This is a genomic window from Pelomonas nitida (assembly GCF_043555975.1).
Lineage (GTDB): Bacteria > Pseudomonadota > Gammaproteobacteria > Burkholderiales > Burkholderiaceae_C > Pelomonas > Pelomonas nitida.
This window is the reverse complement of record NZ_JBIGIA010000076.1, coordinates 1-255: the sequence shown is the minus strand read 5'-3', so window position 1 is coordinate 255 and position 255 is coordinate 1. Positions and strand designations below refer to the sequence as shown.

At 71.8% G+C, this 255-nt stretch carries 1 protein-coding gene; it reads left to right on the top strand.

The features are described 5' to 3' along the window. The coding region (locus ACG00X_RS24165) for a hypothetical protein (RefSeq protein WP_394492387.1) at positions 1-255 on the top strand (255 nt) is incomplete at both ends.

Here is a 255-nt window from a genome sequence, read left to right as displayed (position 1 = left end):
CGCTGACCAGCGGTCAGATCAGATCGGCGCCCTCGGCCCAGCTCGCCTCGCTGACCACCAGCCAGATCGCCTGCATGGAGAGCGCCGACGTGCAGGCCCTGAGCAGCACCCAGCTGCGGGCCCTGGCCTCCGACCAGATCGGCGCCCTGGCCACCGACGCCATCGCCGCGCTGAGCTCCACCCAGGTCGCCTCGCTGAGCTCGACCCAGGCCGCCGGCTTGACCACCGACCAGATCGCTGCCATCGAGACCGCTG